This is a genomic window from Shewanella sp. UCD-KL21 (assembly GCF_001957135.1).
GTDB lineage: Bacteria > Pseudomonadota > Gammaproteobacteria > Enterobacterales > Shewanellaceae > Shewanella.
In genome coordinates this window covers 1-957 of the sequence record NZ_MPHK01000062.1, presented here as the reverse complement: position 1 = coordinate 957, position 957 = coordinate 1, and the positions used below count along the sequence as shown (strand labels likewise).

1 protein-coding gene is annotated in these 957 nt (G+C 44.7%); it reads left to right on the top strand.

Translation table 11 applies throughout. The features are described 5' to 3' along the window. Nucleotides 1–849, top strand: an 849-nt coding sequence (locus BM739_RS19845) for an IS110 family transposase (protein ID WP_076543320.1), incomplete at its 5' end; no start/stop codon positions are given. Nucleotides 850–957: the final 108 nt, after the last annotated feature.

The following is a 957-nucleotide window of genomic DNA, read 5'->3' as shown; positions in this document are numbered from 1 at the left end:
GGTTCCCACTGGTTGGCAAGAAAATGCCAAGCCCTCGGTCATGAGGTTAAACTTATTCCCCCGCAGTACGTTAAGCCTTATGTTAAAACCAATAAAAATGATTACATCGATGCCGATGCGATAGCAGAAGCATGCACAAGACCATCGATGCGCTTTGTTGGTGTTAAAACAGAATCAGCACAAGTCATTAGTGTTATTCAGCGAGTTCGCTCAAGTTATATCAAAGAGCGGACCGCGTGTATGTCACGAATTGGGGCAATTTTACTGGAGTTTGGCATGAGCTTTCCTAGAGGGCATGGCAAGATGAAAGTATTATTTCAATGGCTCGCTGATAACGGTGAACCGCTTCCTGCCATGTTGATGCAAGAATTGATAGAACATCATGAGTACTATTTACAGCTTAATGAGCGTATCGCAGGGCAAGATAAAAAGCTGAAACAGCTTGTCGAGCAAAATGCAGATGCGCAATTGCTGAAGTCTATCCCTGGTGTGGGGGATTTAACGGCAAGTCAGTGTTTAGCCGATATCTCTGATGCGGGTAACTTTAAAAACGGACGACAGTTAGCAGCGTGGATAGGATTAGTGCCGCATCAATACTCCACAGGCGGTAAAACCACGTTGTTGGGGATAAGTAAGCGGGGTAACAAAGCGTTAAGGAMCTTGTTTATCCATGGAGCACGGTCAATTTTATCGAGGCCAGACGTTGCGGTTGCGATGTTTGGTGAATGGATACTTGAGCTTAGAGCGAGAAAGCCATTTAATGTCGCAGTCGTGGCCTTAGCGAATAAATTGGTACGAATAGCGTGGTCGGTGTTATCGACCAAGCGAGCATTTGAAATTAGAGTTTAACCCGAGTTTGCAGATGATAGAGAAGATGACAGAACGGTCAGACCACTAGATTGAAGACCTGACAATAAAAACAGCAACGCAGTATGCTTTTGGCTTTTTGAGGACAAT